Annotated in this window: 8 protein-coding genes; 6 read left to right on the top strand and 2 right to left on the bottom strand. The window is 63.6% G+C overall.

Annotated features, from left to right (window positions below; genetic code table 11):
- Nucleotide 1: 1 nt before the first annotated feature.
- Nucleotides 2-970: a GlxA family transcriptional regulator gene (locus tag AD659_RS16290; protein ID WP_053123097.1), complete on the bottom strand. Its 969-nt coding sequence runs from the start codon at nucleotides 968-970 to the stop codon at nucleotides 2-4.
- A 91-nt stretch (nucleotides 971-1,061) separates the two neighbouring features.
- Between AD659_RS16290 and AD659_RS16295 the strand changes: the two genes are divergently transcribed.
- Nucleotides 1,062-1,844, top strand: a complete 783-nt coding sequence (locus tag AD659_RS16295) for an MBL fold metallo-hydrolase (protein ID WP_053123076.1) — start codon at nucleotides 1,062-1,064, stop codon at nucleotides 1,842-1,844.
- On the opposite strand, the gene AD659_RS16300 is transcribed toward AD659_RS16295, so the two are convergent.
- Nucleotides 1,841-2,704: an aldo/keto reductase family oxidoreductase gene (locus tag AD659_RS16300; protein WP_053123078.1), complete on the bottom strand. Its 864-nt coding sequence runs from the start codon at nucleotides 2,702-2,704 to the stop codon at nucleotides 1,841-1,843. The genes AD659_RS16295 and AD659_RS16300 overlap by 4 nt on opposite strands.
- A gap of 100 nt (nucleotides 2,705-2,804) precedes the next feature.
- Here AD659_RS16300 and AD659_RS16305 point away from each other — a divergent pair, with 100 nt between their 5' ends.
- From AD659_RS16305 to AD659_RS16325, 5 genes are all read left to right on the top strand, one after another.
- Nucleotides 2,805-3,758, top strand: coding sequence for a LysR family transcriptional regulator (locus AD659_RS16305; RefSeq protein WP_053123080.1), 954 nt, complete (start codon nucleotides 2,805-2,807; stop codon nucleotides 3,756-3,758).
- A 277-nt stretch (nucleotides 3,759-4,035) separates the two neighbouring features.
- Entirely contained in the window at nucleotides 4,036-4,719 is a 684-nt protein-coding gene (locus tag AD659_RS16310) for an SOS response-associated peptidase family protein (RefSeq protein WP_053123082.1), read from the top strand.
- Between the two features lie 16 nt (nucleotides 4,720-4,735).
- The gene (locus AD659_RS16315) at nucleotides 4,736-5,617 is read left to right on the top strand and encodes an NmrA family NAD(P)-binding protein (protein ID WP_053123085.1); all 882 of its coding nucleotides are present in this window, start codon (nucleotides 4,736-4,738) and stop codon (nucleotides 5,615-5,617) included.
- 73 nt (nucleotides 5,618-5,690) lie between these two features.
- Complete coding sequence (locus tag AD659_RS16320) at nucleotides 5,691-6,071, top strand: RidA family protein (RefSeq protein ID WP_053123087.1); 381 nt, start codon at nucleotides 5,691-5,693, stop codon at nucleotides 6,069-6,071.
- Nucleotides 6,072-6,196: 125 nt separating this feature from the next.
- On the top strand, nucleotides 6,197-6,386 hold a 190-nt coding region (locus tag AD659_RS16325; protein WP_211269634.1), incomplete at its 3' end, for a hypothetical protein.

Genomic DNA, 6,386 nt, shown 5'->3' on the forward strand with positions numbered 1-6,386 from the left:
GTCACACGCGCCCGAACTTGCGCCGGTAGGCCACCGGCGTCAGCCCGGTCAACGCCTTGAACATGCGCTGCAAGTTGGAGCTGCTGCTGAAACCCAGTTCGGCGCCGATGCTGGCGAGGGGCAGCGAGGTCAACGTCAGACGTTCGCTGACCTGGTTCAACTTGATGCGCCGGGCGTAGGCCGCAACGGCCTGCCCCGTTTCCCGGCTGACCTTGCGCGCCAAGGTGCGCTCGGACACCGCCAGCTCGTTTGCCAGGGCCTGGACAGTGATCCGCTCGGCCGGCATCTGCTCGATCAACCCATGCAACTGCCGCAGCCATCCGCTGGGTTGCTCGATCAGCGTGCTGCCCTGGAATGCCGCATGGGGAATGGCCGGGCGTGGCAGCACCATGAGCCGGGTGATGTCGCGCAGGACGTCGCTGCTGACGCTGCGTTCGATGAGTTTTTCGGCGATGGGCAGGTAGCCGTTCACCCCGGACGCGGTCGCCGTGCGCGCGTTGAACACGCAGTTCTGCTCGCTTTGCCAAAGGACGTTTCGATACTGCTCCTGCATCGCTTGCGCCAGCCACCAGGTCACCGTCGCGCCCTGCCCGTCCAACCGACCGCTGGCGGCCAGCAGGCAGACACCGGTGCAATAGGACCAGAGCTGCAGCGCGCGGGCATGCTTCGACAGCGCGCTCATGAGGGCTGTCTGCTCGGCCAGCACCACATTCACCTGCTCGGCCGATTCGGCCCAGAAACCGGGAACCAGGACCGCATCCAGCCCGGCGTTTTCAAGGGCCGCTTCCGCGTGCAGGGTCACGCCATGGGCACACACCACCGGCCCGGCCAGCAACGCGATGTAGCGCGCCTCGAACAGCGCCCGCCCTCGCCTGCGGTTGGCGGCGTGCAGCAGATCGGCGAAGGCGAACAGACCGGCGGGCATGCAGCCGGGAAACAAGAGCAGACCGATTCGGAGTTTTTGGGTCATGGCTGGAAACGAATCAAAGATGTCAGATCCGGCCATTATGCACACCGGACCGGATCGGCACCATGAAGCACTCCCTCAACAGGAACGCCTCATGAACCTCCAGCAGATCCGTAACGCCACGATCATTCTTGAATTCGGCCCGTATCGCGTGCTCGTCGACCCGATGCTGGCGGACAAGGGCACGCTGCCGCCGCTTCGCCTGTTTGGCGCCAACCAGCGCAACCCGCTGGTGGCGCTTCCGGCGTCAACAGCGAAGGACCTGGAGACGGTCACCCATTGCCTGATCACCCACTGCCAGAAGGGCCATTTCGATCATCTGGACCGTGCGGCCAAGCGCTGGCTGAGGGAAAAGCAGATCCCGGTCATCTGCACACCCCATGACGCCCCGTACCTGGCCAAGCGTGGCCTGAATGTCCAGGCGCTTACCCAAGCCCATGACCAACCCAACCCGTTCCTGGGCGGCACCATCCGCTCGGTCCGCTGCACCCATGGGCTGGGCCTGGTGGGCAAGCTGATGGAGCATGGCCTCGGCTACCTGATCGAGTTGCCCGGCGAACCGAGTGTCTACCTCACCGGCGACACCGTGCTCACCCCCACCGTGCGCGAATTCGTCTTGCGCCACCAGCCGCAGGTCAGCGTGGTGCCGGCAGGCGGGGCACGGTTCGATCTCGGCGGCGACATCATCATGGGCATCGACGAGACGCTGGCATTCACCCGTTTGTCCCGCGGGACCGTGGTGGCCAATCACTTGGAAGCGATCAGCCACTGCCCGACGACCCGCAAGGCCTTGGCCGAGGCCGCCATGAGGGCCGGTGTCGCAGGTCAACTGGTGATACCGGAAGATGGCGAGACGTTGGTTTTTCAGGCTGCCTAGACCAGCGCATCCAGCTCGGCGAGCATCGGCGCAGGGATCTTCAGTTCACTCGCCGTGAGGTTTTCCCGCAGGTGCGCCACGGACGACGTACCGGGAATCAGCAGGAGATTCGGCGCACGTTGCAGTAACCACGCCAGGGCCACGCACAGCGGTGACGCCTGCAAGCGCGCCGCCACGCTGGAAAGGGTTTCCGATTGCAGCGGTGTGAAGCCGCCGAGCGGGAAGAACGGTACGTAGGCAATGCCCTGCCGGCCCAGTTCGGCGATGAGCTGTTCGTCGTCGCGATGGGTCAGGTTGTAGTGGTTTTGCACGCAGACCACCTGGGCGATGCCTTGGGCCTCCCTGACCTGGGACGCCGTGACGTTGCTCAGGCCCAAGTGGCGGATCAGGCCTTGGCGCTGTAGCTCGGCCAGTGTCGTGAACGACTCCTCGATGGAATCTTCGGTGGGCGAATGCAGGTCGCCCCACACGCGCAGGTTGACCACGTCCAGGACCTCCACGCCGAGGTTGCGCAAATTGTCGTGGACCGCACGGGCCAGCTCGGCGGGGCTGTGGGCCGGGTTCCAGGACGCATCGGCACCGCGCACGGCGCCGACCTTGGTGACGATGACCAAGTCCTCGGCGTAAGGGTGCAGCGCTTCGCGGATCAACCGGTTGGTGACATGGGGCCCGTAGAAATCGGCGGTGTCGATGTGGTTGACCCCGCTCGCCAACGCTTCGCGCAGCACGGCGACGGCCGCCGCCGGATCCTTGGGCGGCCCGAAGACCTGGGGCCCCGCCAATTGCATCGCGCCATAGCCCATGCGATTGACCGTGCGCTCACCCAATAAAAAGCTGCCTGCCTTGCTTGCAATGTTCATCTCGTAGCCCTCGGATCAATGTGAGTGGGCCGACTATAGGCATTGACCATTCTCTTGATAATCAGGTGCAATCAGCACAGGTTGTACGGCGGAGAGAACAATGGCGATGGATATTCAAGATTTGCTGGCCTTCGTGGCCGTGGTCAACGCGAAGGGCTTTCGCGAAGGTGCGCGGTTGAGCGGCAAGTCCGCGTCGAGCCTCAGCGATGCCGTGCGCCGGATGGAAAGCCGGCTCGGCGTGCGCCTGCTCAACCGCACCACCCGCAGCGTGGTACCCACCGAGGCCGGCGCCCGCTTGATGGAACGCATTGTCCCGGCCCTGGGCGAGGTCGAGGCGGCGATAGACGTGGTCAATGACTTTCGCGACCGCCCTTCGGGCACCCTCAGGCTGAACGTGCCGGTCAGCGCCGCCCGGCTGGTACTGCCGGCGATCATCACGCCGTTCCTGAAAAGCTATCCCGATATTCGCCTGGAAGTGGTGACCGAAGAGAGCTTCGTCGACATGCTCGCCGCTGGCTGTGACGCGGGCATTCGCTACGACGAACGCCTGGAGCAGGACATGATCGCCATCCCCATCGGCCCGCGCTTCCAGCGCTTCGCCACCGCTGCGGCACCGGCGTACCTCGACGCCCGGGGCCGTCCCGAACATCCACGGGACTTGCTGGGGCATGCTTGCCTGACGGGCAAGTTTCCCAGCGGCGCCCTGCCCCTGTGGGAATATGAACGTGACGGCGAAACGGTAAACGTCGACCCGAGCGGCCCGTTGATCGTGCGCATCGGCGGCGCGATGGACCTGGCGGTGCAGGCGGCGGTGGATGGCTTGGGCGTTGTCCACCTGTTCGAGGACTGGCTCCGGCCCTACCTGGACAGCGGCGCCCTCGAACCGGTGCTCGAACCCTGGTGGCAGCGCTTCACCGGCCCGTTCCTCTACTACCCCGGCCGGCGCTACTTGCCTTCGCCGTTGAGGGCTTTCGTGGACTTCATCCATGCACAACGCTGCGGGAGCGAGCCTGCTCGCGAAGGCGCCGGCACAGCTAGTATTTTTGCAAACTGACACTCCGCTATCGCGAGCAAGCTCGCTCCCACAGAGGGCGGCGGTGTAGCTGAAAATCCCGACCCACCCCAACTCCATTGTGGGAGCGAGCTTGCTCGCGATGGCGGTAGTGCATCCACCCCGATTGCCCGCTCGTCTCCCCGCCGCGAGGATTTTCGAACCAAGCATTTCGCCACGGGTTCGGACCTACATGACACCGCCGAAAGCCACGAGGATCATGGCTTGGACGGCGGGTACATCAAGCATTCTTCGCGTTTCACCGCCGGGAGTTTTCGCCATGTGTGACGGTCTGGTTCAACACGTTTCTTCAAAAGACTCCCTGGCGTATTTCGCCCAGCGAGACACTTCCGGCAGCCGTTTCGGTACACCCGTCACGCCCCTGGACCTGCACGAGACACCGCCACCCAAGCCCCAGGAGCGGCACAGCCTGATCAAGCCGAACATGCAGGTCAGCGCCATTCGCCGTCGCGGCGGGCACTTGGAGTGCATCAAGGTGCGCTGGGGCTGGTCGCCGATCTGGTCGGTGGGCACGATGCCGCCGCTGACGCATTTGCCTTTGCATCTGGTCATGCGTTCCAAAGTCTTCGATCCCATCAAGCATGAAGGCCGCGTACTGGTCGCCGTGGAGGGCTGGTATGAGTCGCAAGAGCCCTCCTCACCCTCCCAGGCGCCACACCTTGCCTACATGACCTCTCGGCAATCGGCGCCGATCTTCCTGGCCGCCCTGGCCCAAGCCAGCGAAACCCCATTTGGCTGTGACGGCCTGGCCCTGGTGACCTACGGCGACATCGCCCACCAACAGCAGCGAGTCCTGGCCTTCAGCGCCGAAGATGCCCTCGACTGGCTGGAGCCCGAGCTGGGATGGGAACAGGCACAACAACTCGCCGCACGCCTGAATGGCGCGCAACCGCACCTGGAACCGACGACGAAAAACCAACGTCCGGCCCAGGGCGGGCTTTGATTCCAGGAGAGGAAACATGTACGTGATCATGGGCGCCACGGGCCACGTTGGCTCAGCCACAACCCGCGCCTTGCTGGCACCAGGGCATGCGGTAATTGTCATGACCCGCGACGCCAGCCACGCCACCGAATGGCGTGCCAAGGGCGCTCAAATCGTCGAAGCGGACGCTGAAGACGTCGAGTCGTTGCGCGCCGCCTTTCGGCTCGGGCGCAGGGCGTTCATTCTCAACCCGCCGGCCGCGCCCAGCACCGATACCGACACGGTGGAACGGCGCACGGTCGCCAACATCCTCGCTGCCCTCGACGGCTCAGGGCTTGAGAAAATCGTCGTGCAATCCACCGCCGGCGCCCAGCCCGGCGAGCGTATCGGCGATCTCAGCGTCTTGTGGGAACTGGAAGAAGGCGTGCGCAACCAGTCGATCCCGGCGGCGATCAATCGCGGGGCTTACTACATGAGTAACTGGGACAACCTGCTCGAGGCCGTCCGCGAGACCGGCAAGCTGCCCACGCTGTTCCCCGCCGACCTGGCGTTTCCCATGGTGGCGCCCCGGGACCTGGGCGAAGTCGCCGCCGCGCGCTTGCTCTCGTCGAATGACGATGTGGGCGTGCGCCATGTGCAAGGGCCTCGCCTGTACTCGCCCAACGATGTGGCACAGGCGTTTTCCCAAGTGCTCGGCCGGCCGGTCGAGGTACAGGTGATACCCAGGGACCAATGGGAAAGCAACTTCCAGAGCCTCGGTTTCAGCCCCGCAGCGGCGCAGTCCTATGCGCGCATGAGCGCCGTGAGCCTCGACAGCGGCTTCGACGTGGGCGACGACGCGGCCCTGCACGGCACCACGACGCTGGAGGCCTACATCCAGGCGCTGGTGCAGAACCGTGGGCTGGAAACGCACGGATAAAGGAATGCAGGAACGGCGCGGCAATGGACGGTAAACTGCGGCGGTCCTTTTTCTTTCCTGCATGAGGCTTTGCATGAGCAACTCAGACATCACGTTTATTCCAGATCCGGATGCCGATTCGATTTCCTCCGACGTCGCGGGCTTCGGCGGCCTGTTGGTTTCCACCCAGATCCCCACCCGTGCCGACGGCAGCCTGGAACTGGGTGACATCACGCAGCAAAGCGAATGCACACTGCAAGCCCTCAAGACCGCCCTGGAGGGTGCCGGCAGTTCCATGGACCGGGTGTTGCACCTGACCATCTACCTGACCGACATGGCCGATCGCGCCGCGTTCAACGAGGTCTACAAACGCTTCTTCGCCAAGCCCTGGCCGGTTCGCGCCGCCGTGGGCGTTGCATCGTTGGCGGTCGAGGGGATGAAAGTGGAAGTGACGGCGATGGCGGCGAAGGGCTGAACGGACGCACTGCTCCGTTGTACTGAGTCAGCGCTTTTGTGGCGAGGGAGCTTGCTCCCGCTGGACTGCGCAGCAGCCTGTAGGAGCTGACGAGTGCAACGAGGCTGCGATCTTGTCCCAGACAATTGAGTCTCAAGCGAAAGATCAAGATCAAGATCAAGATCAAGATCAAGATCAAGATCAAGATCAAGATCAAGATCAAGATCAAGATCAAGATCAAGATCAAGATCAAGATCAAGATCAAGATCAAGATCAAGATCAAGATCAAGATCAAGATCAAGATCAAGATCAAGATCAAGATCAAGATCAAGATCA

The sequence above is a fragment of the Pseudomonas thivervalensis genome (assembly GCF_001269655.1).
In the GTDB taxonomy this organism is placed as follows: Bacteria; Pseudomonadota; Gammaproteobacteria; order Pseudomonadales; family Pseudomonadaceae; genus Aquipseudomonas; species Aquipseudomonas thivervalensis.